The organism is Streptomyces erythrochromogenes (assembly GCF_040684695.1).
Lineage (GTDB): Bacteria > Actinomycetota > Actinomycetes > Streptomycetales > Streptomycetaceae > Streptomyces > Streptomyces erythrochromogenes_C.
In genome coordinates this window covers 184091-202298 of the sequence record NZ_JBFBGM010000013.1, presented here as the reverse complement: position 1 = coordinate 202298, position 18208 = coordinate 184091, and the positions used below count along the sequence as shown (strand labels likewise).

Genomic DNA, 18208 nt, shown 5'->3' with positions numbered 1-18208 from the left:
CGGCCGCCTGCGGGCGACGGCACGACGGCTGAGGCCCCCCTGCGGTGTGCAGGGGGGCCTCATCCGTTCCCGCCGTGGGGCGCGGGCTACTTGAACTTGCCGCTGACGGCGTCGAAGATGCCCTTCGCCTCCGGGCCCAGCCGGGGTCCGGCCAGCCAGCCCGCCTTGGCCGGGCCGATCGAGGTGTTCGACACCAGCGCCGGCTTGCCGTTCGCGCCGATCGCGACCCAGCCGCCGCCGGAGGCACCGCCGGTCATGGTGCAGCCGATGCGGTACATCACCGGCTCGTTCGCCTTCAGGGTCAGCCGTCCCGGCCTGTCCGTGCACTGGAAGGCCTTCTGGCCGTCGAACGGCGCCGCCGCCGGGTAACCCGTGGCCGTGAGGCCCGCGACCTTCGGCACGGCGGGCGCGGCGAACTCCACCGGGAGCGCCGAACCGACCGTCTCCTCAAGGGACTTGCCGCTGCCCTTCTCGGGCGTCACGTGCAGCACGGCGAAGTCGTACGGAGCGCCCGCGCCGCCGGTCGGACCGCCGGTCGCGATCCACTGGTCGGAGGTCTGCGCCCAGTCGCTCCACCACACGCCGAACGGGGCCACCTGATTGCGGGGCGCGCCCTTGAGCTGCGCCGACGGCTTGCCCGCGTTGTTGTAGGAGGGGACGAAGGCGATGTTGCGGTACCAGCCGCCCGCCTTGCCCGCGTGCACGCAGTGGCCCGCGGTCCAGACCAGGTTCGACTTGCCGGGGTGCGCGGGGTCCTTGACCACGGTCGCCGAGCAGACCATCGAGCCCTCGGGGCCGTCGAAGAAGACCTTGCCGGACTCCGGAACGCTCTCGTGGTAGGGCGCGGCGGCCGGCTTCGCCGCCACCGGCGCCGGCGTCGGGTCGGTGACGCCCTGGTCCTTGCCCGCGTCCGGGTCGACCGCCGGACGCTGCGGCTGCTCGGCGTCGCGCATGCGGTCCGGGTCCCAGAGGTCCTCGATGATCGGGTTGATGTAGTCGCCCGCCTCGCGGAGCCAGTCCTCCTGCTTCCAGTTCTTCCACTCACCCCCCTTCCACTTCTCCACGTCGATGCCGCGTTCCTTGAGCTTCTGCTTGAGCTGGTCCGGGATCTTTATCCCGTCCGTGTTCGGCAGGCTCGCCGCCACGGTGGGCTTGGCGTCGCCGCCGGCCTCCCCGTCGCCGGAGCCGCAGGCGGCGGCGGTCAGCACGAGGGCGGCCGCGCACAGCGTCGCGGTGACCGGTCGGTTCGGTCGCATGTCGTTCGTCCCCCTGGAGGTTCGAGGCGTGGAGTGGAGCCCCCCACTATGCCGCTGACGCCTTGGACGACCTAGGCCGGGTCAGTGGTTCCTGATGCTCACTTCTTGACAAGGATCTTGCGCCCACCCGTGATCCGCCGCCGTCACCGTCGTTGGTACGTACGGGGGATGGGGGAGCGTTGGTGTTCGAAGGGCAATCCGTCAGTGAAGTCAGTGCGGGAGGAGCGACACTCGTGGCCTACACCGAGCCGGTCGGGGCGGCGGCCGCCACACGGACCCCACCGGGGGCGAAGCGCGAAGTGCCGCCGCAGGGCAGCCGCGTAGCAGGTCACGAGGGCATTCTGCGCAGGCAGGCGCAGCGGGAGTCCGCCGCCCGGACCTACGCCCGCTCCCTGCCCATCGTCCCGGTACGGGCCCGCGGCCTGACCATCGAGGGCGCAGACGGCCGCCGTTACCTCGACTGCCTCTCCGGCGCCGGCACCCTCGCGCTCGGACACAACCATCCGGTGGTGCTGGAAGCCGTCCGCAGCGTCCTGGACTCGGGTGCGCCCCTGCACGTGCTGGATCTCGCGACACCCGTCAAGGACGCCTTCACCACGGAGCTGTTCGCCAACCTGCCGCCCGCGCTCGCCGCCGACGCACGCATCCAGTTCTGCGGTCCCGCCGGCACGGACGCCGTGGAAGCCGCCCTCAAGCTGGTCCGCACCGCGACGGGGCGCTCCGGACTGCTCGCCTTCACCGGGGCCTACCACGGCATGAGCGCCGGCGCCCTGGACGCCTCGGGGGGTGCATCCGAGGTCCGGGTGACCCGGCTCCCCTACCCGCAGGACTTCCGCTGCCCGTTCGGCGTCGGGGGCGCCGAGGGAGCCGAACTCGCCGCCCGCTGGACGGAGAACCTCCTCGACGACCCCAAGGGCGGTGTCCCCCGGCCGGCCGGCCTGATCGTCGAACCGGTCCAGGGCGAGGGCGGGGTCAACCCCGCCCCGGACGGCTGGCTGCGCCGCATGCGCGAGATCACCGCGTCCAGGGGGATCCCCCTCATCGCCGACGAGGTCCAGACGGGAGTCGGCCGGACCGGAGCCTTCTGGGGCGTCGACCACGCCGGGGTGGTGCCCGACGTGATGGTCCTGTCCAAGGCGATCGGCGGCAGCCTGCCCCTCGCGGTGATCGTCTACCGGTCGGGTCTGGACGCGTGGACCCCCGGGGCCCACGCCGGCACCTTCCGCGGCAACCAGCTCGCCATGGCCGCCGGCACCGCCACGCTCGCCTTCGTCCGCGAGAACCGGCTCGCGGAACGCGCCGCCGTCCTCGGCGACCGGATGCTGGCGGCCCTCCGCGGCCTCGCCGCCGCCCATCCCTGCATCGGGGACGTCCGGGGCCGCGGTCTCATGATCGGCCTCGAACTCGTCGACCCCGACACCGGGGCCGCCGCACCGGCCCTCGCCGCGGCCGTCCGCCAGGAGTGCCTGGAACGCGGTCTGATCGTCGAACTCGGCGGCCGCCACGGCGCCGTGGTCCGCCTGCTCCCACCGCTGACCCTGACGGACGAGCAGGCCGCAGCGGTCCTCGACCGCCTGGCCGACGCCATCCCGGCCGCCGCCCGCCGGACCCGCTGACCGCACCCCGAGGACCCGCGATGCCCGACCCGCACCAGTCCACCCCGACCACCCCCGTCACCCCGACAGCTCCGCTGCGTCCCCACCTCCTTCCTGACCGCTCGGCTTCCGCCCCCTCCCTGCCCGAAGCCGCCCCGGAAGGGCCGGACCACCCGGAGCCGCTGCCCGACCCGGCCCGCTCGGCGGCCCCGCGCCCCGAGACCGAAGCAGCCGCCCCGCTGCTGCCGCGGCCGGTGCCCGAGCCGGCACCCGAGGCGACCGCCGAACCGGTAGCGGGCCATGCCCCGCCGCAGCCGCCCTTCACACCCGCGCCGGCCGCCGGGGCGCCGGCATCTCCGGTCGGCGCCCCGCCCCGCGGCGCGGAGCCCCCCCAGGCCGCCGACCCCGCGTCCCGGGAGGCCGCACCGGCCCCCTCGGCCGAACCGGCTCCCGATCCCCGCCCGGTCACCGGCGCACACACCGACGCGAGCACGGCCGATCACCCCCAGGCACCGGAGGCCGCGCCCGGCGGGCTGCCCCGTCAGCCGGCCGCAGCCGACGCCGGATCGAACGCCACCGTGCCCCGTCAGAAGGACGGCACGCCCAGAGCCCGCACCGGCCGGCCGGGCTTCATCCGACCGGAGCCGACCGCCGGACCCGACCCCCTGGACCACCCCGACCCGGCCCTCGCCGCCGAGGCCGCGGCAGTCGAGAACCTGCTCCGGTGCTGGGTCCGCGAATCCGGGCTCCACCGCCCCGACGGCCCCGCCGGAAGCCCCCTGCGCATCCCCCTCCCCGCATCCGGCACCGCCGTACTGGTCGCTGTCCGCCACTGGTCCCACACCGGCTGGCACCGCTTCGGCCCGGCCCGCCTCGAAGGCACCGCCGCCACCGCCCCCTGCCTGGACGCCGTCACCCTCGCCGCGCTCATCGCCCGCGAGGGCGCGAGCGACAGCCACGACAGCCGCGGCAGCGCCGACCTCGTCGGCCGGGTCGCCGACTCGGTGCGCCGTACCACCGAGTTCATCGCCGACCGGCGCGAGCGCCCCACCGCCCCGGCCCCCGCCTGCGCGGACCGTTTCCTCACCGCCGAACAGTCCCTGCTCCTCGGCCACCCCCTCCAGCCCGATCCCAAGAGCCGCGAAGGACTCTCCGAGACCGAGGCCCGCCGCTACTCACCCGAACTCCACGGCTCCTTCCCCCTGCACTGGTTCGCGGTCGCCCCCTCCGCGCTCGCCACCGAATCCGCCTGGACCGAGCGCGGCCGCCCCGTCACCGCACCCCAGCTCCTCGGCCGCATCGCCCCCGGACTGCCACTGCCCGACGGCACCACCCCCCTTCCCCTGCACCCCTGGCAGGCCCGCGAACTCCTCCACCGCCCCGCCGTCGCCGCCCTCCGCGACGCCGGACTCCTGCACGACCTGGGCCCGCACGGCGAGGCCTGGCACCCGACCTCCTCCGTCCGCACCGTCCACCGGCCGGGCGCCCCCGCGATGCTCAAGCTCTCCCTGGGCCTGCGCATCACCAACTCCCGCCGTGAGAACCTCCGCAAGGAACTCCACCGGGGAGTCGAGGTCCACCGGCTGCTCCGTACCGGCCTCACCGAGCAGTGGCAGGCGGCCCACCCCGGCTTCGACATCGTCCGCGACCCGGCCTGGGTGGCCGTGGACGCCCCGGACGGCACCCCCGTTCCGGGCCTCGACGCCCTGCTCCGTCACAACCCCTTCCGCTCGGGCGACGACGCCGTCTGCATCGCCGCGCTCACCTCTCCCCGTCCGTGGCCGGGCCGGACCACCATGACCTCCCGTCTCGCCCGGATCGTCTCCGGCCTCGCCTCCGCCACCGGACACACCACCTCGGCCGTCGCCGCCGAGTGGTTCCTGCGCTACCTCGACCACGTGGTCCTGCCGGTCCTCGCCTTCGACGCCCTCGCCGGCATCGCGCTCGAAGCGCACCAGCAGAACACCCTGGTCCTCCTCGACCCGGCCGGGTGGCCGACCGGCGGCCGCTACCGCGACAACCAGGGCTACTACTTCCGCGAGTCCCGCCGCGCCGAACTGGAGCGACGACTCCCCGGAATCGGCAGCCGCAGCGACACCTTCGTCTCCGACTCCGTCACCGACGAACGCTTCGCCTACTACCTCGGCATCAACAACGTGCTCGGCCTGATCGGCGCCTTCGGGTCCCAGCGGCTCGCCGACGAACGCGTCCTCCTCGCCGCCTTCCGGCGCTTCCTCGCCAAGGCGACGGGCCTCGGCCCGCTCCCCACCCGGCTGCTCGACTCGCCCACCCTGCGCTGCAAGGCGAACCTGCTCACCCGGCTGGGCGGCCTCGACGAACTCGTCGGCCCCGTCGACACCCAGTCCGTCTACGTCACCATCATCAACCCCCTTCACGATTGACGCGTCGGCGCACGACGCGGAGGAGAGCCCCCGATGAGCCTCATGGACACCGCCGTCGATACCGCCGGTCCCGGCCTCGACGCCCCTGAAGCCGTCGACGCCCTCGTCGTCGGCCGGCACACCGCCGCACCCCGCCTCAACGCCGGCCTGCTGCCCCTGCTCGCCGAGGCCGACCTGCTCGATTCACCCGCCACCTGGGGCAGCGTCACCACCCGGGCCGGAGTCTTCCGTCTCGAACCCGTACGGCCGGGCCGAGACCTGGAACTCCTCACCGGCTGGATGAACGACCCCGAGGTGGCCGCCTACTGGGAACTCGCCGGCCCCGCCGCCGTCACCGCGGCCCACCTGCGGTCCCAGCTCGACGACGGTGGCGACGGCTGGAGCATCCCCTGCCTCGGCCTCCTCGACGGCACGCCGATGAGCTACTGGGAGATCTACCGGGCCGACCTCGACCCGCTCTCCCGCCACTACCCGGCACGCCCCCACGACATGGGTATCCACCTGCTCATCGGAGACGGTACGAACCGCGGCCGCGGGCTGGGCACGGCCCTGCTCCGCGCCGTCGCCGACCTGGTCCTCGGCAACAGTCCCCGCTGCACACGCGTCGTCGCGGAACCGGACATCCGCAACACCCCCTCCGTATCGGCCTTCCTCAGCTCAGGCTTCCGCTGCCACGCGGAAATCGACCTTCCCGAGAAGCGCGCCGCCCTGATGGTCCGGGAACGGGCGCTGCGCAATCTCCTCTGATCGCCGCTCCCGCACGCCCCGACCGCCGTCGTCGCTCGCACCTCTCCCTTCGAAAACTCTGCGTCGCGCAGCAAAGTTCCCGATCTTCGAGGAGTCTCGTGCCGAACCTGCCCGCAGCCACCGATCCGGCGGAGCCGGACCTGCCGCCGTCGCCGCAGCACCCCCGCACACCACCGGAATTAACCCTCCCGGCCTGGGAGTCCGCCGCGCGACGGCTCCTCGCCAAGATGCTCGCCGAATTCGCGTACGAGGAGATCATCCGCCCCGTCCCCGTCCCCGGCCGCGCCCCGGCCGACGATGACGACGACGCCTGGACCCTGACCCTCGACGACGGCAGCGTCCTCGGCTTCCGGGCCCGTCGCCGCTCCTACGACAGCTGGCACGTCGCACCGGACACCATCACGCTCACCCCGCCCCCGCCCGCCCCGGTCGCCCCGGCCTCCTTCGGGGACCCGTACGCCTTCCTCGTCCGCGCCCGCACCCTCCTCGGACTCGACGGAGCCACCCTCGGCCACCTCGTCCGCGAGCTCAGCGCCACCCTGGCCGCCGACGCGCGGATCGACCACACCGCCCTCACCGCCGACGTCCTCGCCGAGCTCGACTACGCCGCCCTCGAAGGCCACCAGACCGGCCACCCCTGGCTCGTCCTCAACAAGGGCCGCATCGGACTGTCCGCCTCAGACACCGCCGCGTGGGCCCCCGAGGCCCGCACCCGGCAGCGGCTGCCCTGGCTCGCCGCCCACACCTCGCTCGCCGCCTACCGGGGCACCGCCGGCCTGGAGGACCCCGCCCGGCTCTACTCCGCCGAGCTCGATCCGGTCACTCGCGCGGCCTTCGACCGGACCCTCCGCGACCGCGGCCTCGACCCGCTGCGCTACCTCTACTTCCCCGTGCACCCGTGGCAGTGGGACGAGGTCGTCCTCCCCCTCTTCGCCCCGGCGCTCGCCTCCGGCGACCTCGTCCCGCTCCCCGCCGACCCCGACGTCCGCCTGCCCCAGCAGTCGATCCGCACCTTCCTCAACCTCAGCCGCCCCGACCGGCACAGCGTCAAGCTCCCGCTCTCCGTCTTCAACACGATGGTCTGGCGCGGCCTGCCCTCCGACCTCGCCCTGGCGGCCCCCGCCGTCACCGCCTGGATCCATTCCCTCCGCGACGCCGATCCCTTCCTGCGCGAGGAGTGCCGGGTGATCCTGCTCGGCGAGGTCGCCTCCGTCACGGTCCGCCACCCCGTCTACGACCGGCTCCCCGAGGTCCCCTACCAGTACAAGGAGCTCCTCGGCGCGATCTGGCGCGAGCCCCTCACCGGGCTCCTCGCGCCGGGGGAGCGCGCCCGCACGCTGGCCTCCCTGCTCCACACCGACCCCCGAAGCCGGTCCTTCACCGCCGAGCTCGTCGCCCGCTCCGGCCTGACGCCCGACGTCTGGCTCCAGCGGCTCTTCGCCGCCGTCCTGCCCCCGCTGCTCCACTTCCTCTACCGCTACGGCACGGTCTTCTCCCCGCACGGCGAGAACGCCGTCGTGATCTTCGACGAGCACGACGTCCCGGTCCGGCTCGCGATCAAGGACTTCGTGGACGACGTCAACATCAGTGACGAGCCGCTGCCCGAGCTGGCCTCCGTGCCCGCCGAGGTCCGGGCCGTCCTGCTCACCGAGCCCTCCGGCTTCCTGCCGCAGTTCATCCATTCCGGGCTGTTCATCGGGGTCTTCCGCTATCTGTCCGCCCTGTGCGCGGACCGCCTCGGCGTCCCGGAGGGCGATTTCTGGTCGCTCGTACGGGCCGAGATCCTGCGCCACCAGGCCCGCTTCCCCGAGCTCAAGGACCGCTTCGAGCTCTTCGACCTGCTCGCCGAGCGCATCGCGAGGCTGTGCCTGAACCGGAACCGGTTGTACGAGGACGGCTACCGCGACCGCCCCGACCGCCCGCACGCCGTGCAGTACGGCACCGTGCCCAACCCCCTCCACCGGCCATGAATCCCCGTCGGTGTGCCCCCGCTGTCAGCGGGGCCCCGTAGGGTTGGCAGTGCTATGACGAAGCCCTCCCTCCCCGACCTGCTGCACGCCGCCGTCTCCGCCGTCGGCGGCACGGAGCGCCCCGGCCAGGTGGCCATGGCCGAAGCGGTCGCCGAAGCGATCGACGACAACTCCCACCGGCTCATCCAGGCGGGTACCGGCACCGGTAAGTCCCTCGGCTACCTGGTGCCGGCCCTCGCCCACGGCGAGCGCGTGGTCGTGGCCACCGCGACCCTCGCCCTCCAGCGGCAGCTCGTCGAGCGTGACCTGCCCCGGACGGTGGACGCGCTGCATCCGCAGCTGCGCCGCCGGCCGCAGTTCGCCATGCTCAAGGGCCGGTCGAACTACCTGTGCCTGCACCGCCTGCACGAAGGCGCTCCGCAGGACGAGGAGGACGGCCTCTTCGACCAGTTCGAGGCTGCCGCGCCGACCAGCAAGCTCGGCCAGGACCTGCTGCGCCTGCGGGACTGGGCCGACGAGACGGAGACCGGCGACCGCGACGACCTGACACCGGGCGTCTCGGACAAGGCCTGGTCGCAGATCTCCGTCTCCTCCCGCGAGTGCCTGGGTGCGACGAAGTGCGCGTACGGAGCCGAGTGCTTCGCCGAGGCCGCGCGCGAGCAGGCCAAGCTGGCGGACGTGGTCGTCACCAACCACGCGCTGCTCGCGATCGACGCCATCGAGGGTGCGCCGGTGCTGCCGCAGCACGAGGTGCTGATCGTCGACGAGGCCCACGAGCTGGTTTCCAGGGTCACCGGGGTCGCCACCGGCGAACTCACTCCCGGCCAGGTCAACCGAGCCGTGAAGCGCTCCGCCAAGCTGGTCGACGAGAAGGTCGCGGACGCGCTGCAGACCGCATCCGAGACCTTCGAACGCGTCATGGAGCTCGCGCTCCCGGGCCGCCTGGAGCAGATTCCCGAGGACCTCGGCTACGCCCTGATGTCCCTGCGGGACGCCGCGCGCAATGTGATCTCGGCGATCGGTGCCACCCGCGACAAGTCCGTCCACGACGAGGACGCGGTCCGCAAGCAGGCCCTGGCGGCGGTAGAGAACATCCACGCGGTGGCGGAGCGGATCACGATCGGCTCCGAGTACGACGTCGTCTGGTACGAGCGGCACGACCGCTTCGGAGCCACCCTCCGCGTCGCCCCGCTGTCGGTGTCCGGCCTGTTGCGCGAGAAGCTCTTCGAGGACCGTTCGGTGGTCCTGACCTCGGCCACCCTGAAGATCGGCGGCGACTTCAACGGTGTCGCCGCCTCCCTGGGACTGTCCCCGGAGGGCGTCGAGGGCGACGACGTGCCGCTGTGGAAGGGCCTGGACGTCGGCTCGCCCTTCGACTACCCGAAGCAGGGCATCCTCTACGTCGCCAAGCACCTGGCCACGCCGGGCCGTGAAGGCACCCGCGGCGACATGATGGACGAGCTCGCCGAACTGATCGAGGCGGCGGGCGGTCGCACCCTCGGACTGTTCTCCTCCATGCGCGGAGCCAAGGCGGCCGCCGAGGAACTGCGCGGCCGGCTCGACAACCCGATCCTGCTCCAGGGCGAGGAGACGCTCGGCGAGCTGATCAAGAACTTCGCCGCCGATCCGAAGACCTGCCTGTTCGGGACGTTGTCGCTGTGGCAGGGCGTGGACGTGCCCGGACCCAGCTGCCAGCTGGTCGTCATGGACCGGATCCCCTTCCCGCGCCCCGACGACCCGCTGATGAGCGCCCGACAGAAATCGGTGGAGGAGCACGGGGGCAACGGCTTCATGGCCGTCGCCGCCACACACGCCGCCCTGCTGATGGCCCAGGGCGCGGGCCGGCTCGTCCGGGCCTCGGGGGACCGGGGTGTCGTCGCGGTCCTGGACCCCCGCCTGGCGACCGCCCGGTACGGGAGCTTCCTGCGGGCCACGCTGCCGGACTTCTGGTACACCACGGACCGCAACCAGGTCCGCCGCTCGCTCGCCGCGATCGACGCGACGGCCCGGGCCGACGACAAGTAGCGACCAGCCGAGAAGACGAGACGAGAAGAGAAGGAAGACAAAACAACCCCCGGGACCGGCGCAGTGGGTCCCGGGGGCTGGCTAGGGAGCGGCGGGGTCAGACCCGGCGCAGGACCGCGACGACCTTGCCGAGGATGGTCGCCTCGTCACCGGGGATCGGCTGGTAGGCGGCGTTGTGCGGGAGGAGCCAGACGTGGCCGTCCTCGCGCTTGAAGCGCTTGACGGTGGCCTCGCCGTCCAGCATCGCGGCGACGATGTCGCCGTTTTCCGCGACCGGCTGGCGGCGGACCGTGACCCAGTCGCCGTCGCAGATGGCGGCCTCGATCATCGAGTCGCCGACGACCTTGAGGACGAAGAGCTCACCGTCGCCGACGAGCTGGCGGGGGAGCGGGAACACGTCCTCGACCGACTCCTCGGCGAGGATCGGGCCGCCGGCCGCGATCCGGCCGACCAGGGGAACGTAGGAGGCGGCGGGCTTGCCGGTGGTGTCCGTGGGCTGCGAGCTGGGCTGGTCCGAGCCGCGCACCTCGTAGGCCCGGGGCCGGTGCGGGTCGCGCCGCAGGAAGCCCTTGCGCTCCAGGGCCATCAGCTGGTGCGCCACCGAGGACGTGCTGGACAGACCGACCGCCTGGCCGATCTCCCGCATCGACGGCGGGTAACCCCGGCGCTGCACGGAGTCGCGAATGACCTCGATGACCCTCCGCTGCCGGTCCGTGAGCCCGGAGCTGTCGGCGCGGATGCCTGGAGGTCGACCTGGCAGCGAGCGTGCGGGGCGCACTGCGGCGTCCGCGTCCGGGTTCAGGTTTGCGTCGTTCATGGCATGCACCGGCTCGAGTCGGTTCTGGGAGCGGTTCTGGGCAGTGATGGCGGCACTGTCTGCGGTGGTGGTCACGTCGGCCCCTCTCGAAATGTTCTCCCTAGCTGGACAACGGTAGTTGCTTTCGAAAGGTTGCGCCAAACACACGTTCGAGTGAAAAATCGCAGATCGCCCTGCGTGGGTAAATCGCGGGGTGTATGGGCGATCGGTTCGGCGAACGCGGGTTCGGCTCGGCCTCCGCTGCTTACGGTACCCTTCCCGGTCGGACGGCCGCCGTTCGGCCCTGCGCCCAGTGTGGCACCGAGGGGCCCCGTATCCGGCTATCGGACGCCGCGACACGCAGAGGCGTCCAAATCCGCCGCAACCCAAGATCTAGTGGTTGGATGAGCGCGGCTACCCAGAAGTTGTGGTCCCTGGGTCTTCTGAGGCTCCCGGGATCGCATATGCTGGTGGCTGCTCCGCGAGCCCCCGACAGAGTCCGTCTCGGTCGTTGAGGGGCTCCGTGGGGTGATTCAGTCGTGCCGAGAAGGAGGGTGAGGGAACCATGCACTGCCCCTTCTGCAGGCACCCCGACAGCCGCGTCGTCGACAGCCGCACCACGGACGACGGCACGTCGATCCGTCGGCGCCGTCAGTGCCCCGACTGCTCCCGTCGTTTCACGACGGTGGAGACGGCCTCGCTGATGGTGATCAAGCGCAGCGGGGTGACCGAACCCTTCAGTCGCACCAAGGTCATCTCCGGCGTGCGCAAGGCGTGCCAGGGGCGGCCGGTCACCGAGGACGCCCTCGCCAAGCTCGGCCAGCGGGTCGAGGAGGCGGTGCGCGCCACCGGCAGCGCCGAGCTGACCACCCACGACGTGGGTCTGGCCATACTCGGCCCGTTGCAGGAGCTCGACCTGGTCGCGTACCTGCGGTTCGCATCCGTCTACAAAGCGTTCGACACCCTCGAAGACTTCGAGACCGCAATCGCGGAACTCCGCGAGCCGCGGCCTCACCCCGAAGAGTGCGAGCACGGCGGGACCGCCCAGGTCCCCGTGCCCGCCTCCGCCGCCGACTGACCGGGCTGCCCGCGGCACGGTGCTCGCGCACCGGGTCGTGGCCGGTCGGCCGCGCGAAGAGACGTAGATACAGAGACACAGCACTGTGCCGCGGAATATCGCTGGCACTTTAGGGCGTTTTTGCCCGCATATGGGAGGCAGCGGCATGACAGAGACGGCGAGCAGCTCGGCACGTGGTTCCCGCGCCAAGGGGACCAAGGCTGCCAAGGGCGGCCTGCGTATCGAGCGCATCCACACCACCCCCGGCGTGCACCCTTACGACGAGGTGAACTGGGAACGCCGTGACGTCGTCATGACCAACTGGCGCGACGGCTCGGTCAACTTCGAGCAGCGCGGCGTCGAATTCCCCGACTTCTGGTCGGTGAACGCGGTCAACATCGTCACCAGCAAGTACTTCCGCGGCGCGGTCGGCACCCCGCAGCGCGAGACCGGTCTGAAGCAGCTGATCGACCGGATCGTGAAGACGTACACGAAGGCCGGCGAGGACTTCGACTACTTCTCGTCGCCCGCCGACGTGGAGATCTTCGAGCACGAGCTGACCTACGCCCTCCTGCACCAGATCTTCAGCTTCAACTCCCCGGTGTGGTTCAACGTCGGCACGCCCCAGCCGCAGCAGGTCTCCGCCTGCTTCATCCTTGCCGTCGACGACTCCATGGAGTCGATCCTCGACTGGTACAAGGAAGAGGGCATGATCTTCAAGGGCGGCTCCGGCGCCGGCCTGAACCTCTCCCGCATCCGCTCCTCCAAGGAGCTCCTCTCCTCCGGCGGCAACGCCTCCGGCCCGGTCTCCTTCATGCGCGGCGCCGACGCGTCCGCCGGAACGATCAAGTCGGGCGGCGCCACCCGCCGCGCGGCCAAGATGGTCGTCCTGGACGTGGACCACCCGGACGTCGAGGCCTTCATCGAGACCAAGGTCAAGGAGGAGGAGAAGATCCGCGCCCTGCGTGACGCGGGCTTCGACATGGACCTGGGCGGCGACGACATCACGTCCGTCCAGTACCAGAACGCCAACAACTCCGTCCGCGTGAACGACGAGTTCATGACGGCCGTCGAGAACGGCACCGAGTTCGGCCTGCGGGCGCGCATGACCGGCGAGGTCATCGAGAAGGTCGACGCCAAGGCGCTCTTCCGCAAGCTCGCCGAGGCCGCGTGGGCCTGCGCCGACCCGGGCATCCAGTACGACGGTGTGATCAACAACTGGCACACCTGCCCCGAGTCCGGCCGCATCACCGCGTCCAACCCCTGCAGCGAGTACATGCACCTGGACAACACGTCCTGCAACCTCGCCTCGCTCAACCTGATGAAGTTCCTCAACGACGACGGCAAGGGCAACCAGTCCTTCGACGCCGAGCGCTTCGCCAAGGTCGTCGAGCTGGTCATCACCGCGATGGACATCTCCATCTGCTTCGCGGACTTCCCGACGCAGAAGATCGGCGAGAACACCCGCGCCTTCCGCCAGCTGGGCATCGGCTACGCCAACCTCGGCGCCCTGCTGATGGCCACCGGCCACGCCTACGACTCGGACGGCGGCCGCACCCTCGCCGCCTCGATCACTTCGCTGATGACCGGCACCGCGTACAAGCGCTCCGCCGAGCTGGCCGCCATCGTCGGCCCGTACGACGGCTACGCCCGCAACGCCGAGGCGCACAAGCGCGTCATGAAGCAGCACGCCGACGCCAACGCCGTCGCGCCGCGCACCGAGGACCTGGACAACTCGATCTGGGCCGCGGCCACCGAGGCATGGCAGGACGTCCTGCGCCTCGGCGAGAAGAACGGCTTCCGCAACTCGCAGGCCTCCGTCCTCGCGCCGACCGGCACCATCGGTCTCGCGATGTCCTGTGACACCACCGGTGTCGAGCCGGACCTGGCCCTGGTCAAGTTCAAGAAGCTCGTCGGCGGCGGCTCGATGCAGATCGTCAACGGCACCGTTCCGCAGGCCCTGCGCCGCCTGGGCTACCAGGAGGAGCAGATCGAGGCGATCGTCGCCCACATCGCCGAGCACGGCGTGGTCGTCGACGCCCCGGGTCTGAAGACCGAGCACTACGAGGTCTTCGACTGCGCCATGGGCGAGCGCTCCATCTCCGCGATGGGCCACGTCCGCATGATGGCCGCGATCCAGCCCTGGATCTCCGGCGCGATCTCGAAGACGGTCAACATGCCGGAGTCGGCGACCGTCGAGGAGATCGAGGAGATCTACTTCGAGGCGTGGAAGCTCGGCGTCAAGGCGCTCGCGATCTACCGCGACAACTGCAAGGTCGGCCAGCCCCTCTCCGCCAAGAAGAAGGAAGAGGAGAAGGAGGAGGTCACCGCCAAGACGGAGGAGACCATCCGCGCCGCCGTCGAGAAGGTCATCGAGTACCGTCCCGTCCGCAAGCGCCTGCCGAAGGGCCGTCCGGGCATCACCACCTCCTTCACGGTGGGCGGCGCCGAGGGCTACATGACCGCGAACTCCTACCCGGACGACGGTCTGGGCGAGGTCTTCCTGAAGATGTCCAAGCAGGGCTCGACCCTCGCGGGCATGATGGACGCCTTCTCGATCGCCGTGTCGGTCGGCCTCCAGTACGGCGTGCCGCTGGAGACCTACGTCTCGAAGTTCACGAACATGCGCTTCGAGCCGGCCGGCATGACGGACGACCCGGACGTGCGGATGGCGCAGTCGATCGTCGACTACATCTTCCGTCGCCTGGCGCTGGACTTCCTGCCCTTCGAGACCCGCTCGGCCCTCGGCATCCACACCGCCGACGAGCGTCAGCGCCACCTGGAGACCGGCTCCTACGAGCCGCTCGAGGAGGAGATCGACACCGAGTCGCTGGCCCAGTCGGCCCCGCTCACCGCGGTGCCGTCGGCTCCGAAGCCCGCGCCGGTCGCCGTTCCGGCCCCGGAGCGCAAGGCCGCCCACAGCAGCGCCGAACTGGTCGAGATGCAGCTCGGCGTCTCCGCCGACGCCCCGCTCTGCTTCTCCTGCGGTACGAAGATGCAGCGCGCCGGCTCCTGCTACATCTGCGAGGGCTGCGGCTCCACCAGCGGCTGCAGCTGATACCGGGCGGAGCCGCGCCGGATGTGACATCCGGCGCGGCTGAACCCGGAGCGTGATCTCCGACAGGGAGGGGCGCCGGCCACGGGCCGGCGCCCCTTTGCCGTTGGAGCGGCCGGATCTGCGACCCGGCTGCCCTTCGACCCGGCTGCCCTTCTCCTCGGGTCAGGGGGTTTTCCCGGCCTCCTGCGCGGCCCGGGCGCGGGCCCGTTCGATCTCGTTGATATGGGTTTCCGTCCACTGGCGGAGCGCGGTGATCGGCTCCGCGAGGCTGCGGCCCAGCTCCGTCAGGTCGTAGTCGACGCGGGGCGGGACGGTGGGGTGGACGGTGCGGGCGACGAACCCGTCGGCTTCGAGGCAGCGCAGGGTCTGAGTCAGCATCTTCTGCGACACGCCCTCGATGCGCCGGCTCAATTCGGTGTACCGCAGGGTGCCTTCGAGGAGGGCGTCCACGACCAGGACGGTCCACTTGCCCGAGATGTGATCGAGGACCTGGCGTGTCGGGCACTTCGCGGAATAGGCATCGGCCGGCAGCCCTGACGATTCCACCGTGGTCTTCATGCGGGGAGAGTAACGCACAAAAAAGTGCCCTCTTCCTGATGGAGAGTGGCTCTCCAATAGTGAGTGACATGACGAGTCCCACGATGTCCGTCGCGGAAGCGATCCGTACCCGCCGCACCGTCCGCCACTACCTGCCCGACCCCGTTCCGCAGGCCATGCTCGACGCGCTGCTCGATCTGGCCGTCGAGGCCCCCACCAGCTGGAACCTCCAGGACCGCTCGGTCGTCGCGGTTCTCGGGGACGAGGGTCGAGCGGGGCTGGCACGGGCCACGGGGGGTCAGCCCCAGCCGCAAGAGGCTCCGGTCGTACTGGTCTTCGTGGCCGAGCCCGAGGCCTGGCGCGACGACCACCGCGATGTCCACGAGCAGGCCCGGTCCAGCGGTGCGTGGAACGACGAGTTCATCGAGATGTTCTCCGTCGCGTCGCAGGCGTTCCAGGAGGACCTCGACCAGCGGGGCCTGCTCCGGGAGTACGCGGTCAAGGACGCCGTGATCGCGGCTTCCTTCGTGATGCTCGCCGCCACGGAGATGGGCCTGGCGACTTCTCCGATGAACGGCTGGGACGAGGAGGAGGTGAAGGAGGTGATCGGGATCGGTGGCCGTGACGACCTCGCCATCGCCCTGCTGGTGTCGGTCGGTTACCCGGCGGAGGGACGGCGTCATCCGGGCCGGCGCGCCCGCCAGCACAACGTCTTCCGCGAATCGTACGGGGGCGGCGAGGCGGGCGGGCCGGGCCGCCGCGGTGTCCCGCGGGAGCCGCGTCCGTAGCCGCCCGTGGTGCGCGAAGGGGACCGGACCTGGGCCGGTCCCCTTCGCGCATCGGTCGTCAGTGGGGGATGCGGCGGGCGGGGCGGGTGACGAGGTCCTCGCGGAACTCCGCGATCCGGGAGTGGACCTGGCGCAGCAGGTGGGTGTGCTCGATGCGGTCCAGGTAGAGGCAGCGCGCGGCCAGTCCCGGCAGGTCGAAGGCGAAGCACAGGGACATCAGAGGGTTCACGAACAGTTCGCTGCCCTGGGTGCGGGTGGTGAACCGGACATCGCCGAAGGACCCCCGCACGGCCGCGGCGATCGAGCCGTTGACGATGCTCGGCCGCTCCGGAGTGTTGTCCTGGGCGTGGGCCACCGCGTCGAGGAAGAGCGCCCCCTCGCGGGTGGCGCGCGGTATGGAGAACGCGCCGAGGTAGGCGCCCTCGCGCTCCAGCGCGGCGATGTTCTCCAGCACCAGTGCGTGACTGACGCCGTGGTAGGCGTCCACGCCGAAGCCGACCGAGACGACGAGGCGCTCCCGTACGTCGTCCAGCGCGGCCAGCGCCGCGACGCTGGTCATGTCCTCCTCCGGGGTGCCGAGGCCCGCTTCGTCACCTCGCATCAGGATGTCGGTGCCGCCGTCGACCAGGACGATCGCGTCGATGCGGTGGAGGTCGACCAGGGCGCGGTAGGCCGCCCGCAGCGGTTGCACCCCGGTCTGGGGGAAGGCGTACACGGTGGACGGATAGCCGTGCGTCTCCAGCCACTGGGCCAGCGTCCGCTCGGGGAAGTAGGCCTGGTGGGGTGCGGTCCGCGGGGTGACGGCGGCGACGTCGGGGGCCGTCCAGTCCTCCAGGGGCAGGCCCGCGAGATGGCTGAAGGAGAGGTTCGCGAGGTGGACCTCCTTGCCCTGGTGGAGGAGGGAGAGGGCGACGGGCAGGCCGGCGTAGATGTCGAAACCGCCGCCCGCGCCTGCCACGAGGATGCGTTCGGCATCGGCGAGGCGGGCGAAGAGCGGGTTGGTGTGCAGGGCGGTCATGGCGATCATTGTGCGGGGCGCGGACGTGTCCCGGCCCGGGATTTACGGGCCGTGCGATGCCGGAAGGCAGCGGGGGAACAGGGGAGACGGGGCCGATGTGGAGCGGTGACGAGCTGGACCTGGAGGCCTACCTGGACCGGATCGGTCTCGGCGGGGATTGTGTGGCGGTGGGGGAACTCCGGCCGGACCCCCCCACGTTGTACGCAGTGCACCGGGCCCACACCGCCGCCATCGCCTTCGAGAGCCTGGACGTCCTGCTCGGCCGCCCCGTCGCGCTGGACGTCACGTCGATCGAGGACAAGCTCGTGCACGGCCGCCGGGGCGGCTACTGCTACGAGCAGAACTCGCTGCTGGCCGCCGCCCTGGAGCGGATCGGCTTCGAGGTCACCGGGCGCGGTGCCCGCAACCGCACCCGCGGGGACTCCCTGCTGGCGGTGACCCATGCCGTTCTCGTCGTCACGGTCGACGGTGAGGAGTGGCTGTGCGACGCCGGCTTCGGCCACCAGGGACCCCTTGAGCCGGTTCCGCTGGCGCGCCCCGGTACCCCGGTGGAGCAGGGGAAGTGGACGTACCGCGTCCGCGAGGAGGCGGGCGGCGTCCTGGCGCTGTGCCTGCTGCGCGGCGAGAGCTGGCGGGACCTGTACGCCTTCTCGCCGCAGCACTACCACCCGGTCGACTACGTCGTGCTCAACCACTACAGCTCCGGTCACCCCCGCTCCTCCTTCGTCGGGCGGGTCATCGTCCAGCGCCCGGGCGACGATGTCCGCCGGGCGCTTGTGGGGCGGGAGCTCACCACGCTGCACCCCGACGGGACGGCCGAGCAGCGACGCGTGGGACCGGAGGAACTCCTCACGGTGCTCGACCAGGAGTTCGGTGTTCGGCTGCCCGATCGGGACGCCGGGGAACTGGTGGGGATGTACCTCGCTGGGGACTGACCGGGGCGGTTCCTGGACCGTACG

General features: G+C 71.5%; 13 protein-coding genes. 9 read left to right on the top strand and 4 right to left on the bottom strand.

The window, feature by feature from the left end; genetic code table 11:
• Positions 1 to 86: 86 nt before the first annotated feature.
• Positions 87 to 1256 (bottom strand): trypsin-like serine peptidase, encoded by a 1170-nt coding sequence (locus AB0O53_RS20790; protein ID WP_351000821.1) that lies wholly within the window; start codon positions 1254 to 1256, stop codon positions 87 to 89.
• Between the two features lie 299 nt (positions 1257 to 1555).
• On the opposite strand from AB0O53_RS20790, the gene AB0O53_RS20785 reads away from it, so the two are divergent.
• The 5 genes from AB0O53_RS20785 (at position 1556) to AB0O53_RS20765 (ending at position 9995) form a co-directional block, all read left to right on the top strand.
• Positions 1556 to 2872, top strand: a complete 1317-nt coding sequence (locus AB0O53_RS20785; protein ID WP_365197348.1) for a diaminobutyrate--2-oxoglutarate transaminase family protein — start codon at positions 1556 to 1558, stop codon at positions 2870 to 2872.
• A 20-nt stretch (positions 2873 to 2892) separates the two neighbouring features.
• Positions 2893 to 5253 carry an IucA/IucC family protein gene (locus tag AB0O53_RS20780; RefSeq protein ID WP_365197320.1) on the top strand — a complete coding sequence of 787 codons (2361 nt, stop codon included), beginning with the start codon at positions 2893 to 2895 and terminating at the stop codon, positions 5251 to 5253.
• 33 nt (positions 5254 to 5286) lie between these two features.
• Complete coding sequence (locus AB0O53_RS20775) at positions 5287 to 6000, top strand: GNAT family N-acetyltransferase (protein WP_351000815.1); 714 nt, start codon at positions 5287 to 5289, stop codon at positions 5998 to 6000.
• A 98-nt stretch (positions 6001 to 6098) separates the two neighbouring features.
• A complete protein-coding gene (locus tag AB0O53_RS20770; protein ID WP_365197317.1) occupies positions 6099 to 7970 on the top strand; it encodes an IucA/IucC family protein in 1872 nt (623 codons plus the stop codon).
• Positions 7971 to 8024: 54 nt separating this feature from the next.
• Positions 8025 to 9995: an ATP-dependent DNA helicase gene (locus tag AB0O53_RS20765; protein WP_351000813.1), complete on the top strand. Its 1971-nt coding sequence runs from the start codon at positions 8025 to 8027 to the stop codon at positions 9993 to 9995.
• A gap of 97 nt (positions 9996 to 10092) precedes the next feature.
• On the opposite strand, the gene lexA is transcribed toward AB0O53_RS20765, so the two are convergent.
• Complete coding sequence (gene lexA / locus AB0O53_RS20760; RefSeq protein ID WP_030838117.1) at positions 10093 to 10887, bottom strand: transcriptional repressor LexA; 795 nt, start codon at positions 10885 to 10887, stop codon at positions 10093 to 10095.
• Between the two features lie 469 nt (positions 10888 to 11356).
• Between lexA and nrdR the strand changes: the two genes are divergently transcribed.
• Both nrdR and AB0O53_RS20750 read left to right on the top strand, forming a co-directional pair.
• On the top strand, positions 11357 to 11869 hold the full coding sequence (gene nrdR / locus AB0O53_RS20755; protein WP_351000809.1) for a transcriptional regulator NrdR: 513 nt from the start codon (positions 11357 to 11359) through the stop codon (positions 11867 to 11869).
• 145 nt (positions 11870 to 12014) lie between these two features.
• On the top strand, positions 12015 to 14906 hold the full coding sequence (locus AB0O53_RS20750; protein WP_351000806.1) for a vitamin B12-dependent ribonucleotide reductase: 2892 nt from the start codon (positions 12015 to 12017) through the stop codon (positions 14904 to 14906).
• A 162-nt stretch (positions 14907 to 15068) separates the two neighbouring features.
• Here AB0O53_RS20750 and AB0O53_RS20745 read toward each other — a convergent pair whose 3' ends face one another.
• Complete coding sequence (locus AB0O53_RS20745; RefSeq protein ID WP_351000803.1) at positions 15069 to 15464, bottom strand: winged helix-turn-helix transcriptional regulator; 396 nt, start codon at positions 15462 to 15464, stop codon at positions 15069 to 15071.
• Between the two features lie 68 nt (positions 15465 to 15532).
• On the opposite strand from AB0O53_RS20745, the gene AB0O53_RS20740 reads away from it, so the two are divergent.
• Positions 15533 to 16231 carry a nitroreductase family protein gene (locus tag AB0O53_RS20740; protein ID WP_365197312.1) on the top strand — a complete coding sequence of 233 codons (699 nt, stop codon included), beginning with the start codon at positions 15533 to 15535 and terminating at the stop codon, positions 16229 to 16231.
• A 58-nt stretch (positions 16232 to 16289) separates the two neighbouring features.
• Here the strand turns inward: AB0O53_RS20740 and AB0O53_RS20735 are convergent, their stop codons facing one another.
• Complete coding sequence (locus tag AB0O53_RS20735) at positions 16290 to 17249, bottom strand: DUF1152 domain-containing protein (RefSeq protein WP_365197309.1); 960 nt, start codon at positions 17247 to 17249, stop codon at positions 16290 to 16292.
• Between the two features lie 95 nt (positions 17250 to 17344).
• Between AB0O53_RS20735 and AB0O53_RS20730 the strand changes: the two genes are divergently transcribed.
• Entirely contained in the window at positions 17345 to 18184 is an 840-nt protein-coding gene (locus AB0O53_RS20730; protein ID WP_365197306.1) for an arylamine N-acetyltransferase family protein, read from the top strand.
• Positions 18185 to 18208 lie beyond the last annotated feature (24 nt).